General features: G+C 62.2%; 1 pseudogene. It reads right to left on the reverse strand.

Features of this window, described 5'->3' with window-relative positions:
- A pseudogene (locus ACQ4LH_RS22275) lies at window positions 1–91 on the reverse strand (arginase family protein); the annotation flags it as partial.
- Window positions 92–242 lie beyond the last annotated feature (151 nt).

Below are 242 nucleotides of genomic sequence, written 5' to 3' on the forward strand. Positions count from 1 at the left end.
GTTCGCTGTCGTCGCTGTCCGGCCAAGTGTCGCTGTGTGCATCGAAGTGCACCAGCGACAGCGCGCCGTGTTTGCGCGCATGGGCTTGAGGCTGGCTTTTATACATATCTCCGAGCCCACGAGAAGAAATGAGGGAACTCGGAAGCCGGCNGTTCGCTGTCGTCGCTGTCCGGCCAAGTTTCGCTGTGTGCATCAAGGTGCACCGGCGACGGGGGGCCGTGTTTGCGCGCATGGCCTTGAGC

This window comes from Pseudomonas peli (genome assembly GCF_050563605.1).
Classification (GTDB): Bacteria; Pseudomonadota; Gammaproteobacteria; order Pseudomonadales; family Pseudomonadaceae; genus Aquipseudomonas; species Aquipseudomonas peli_A.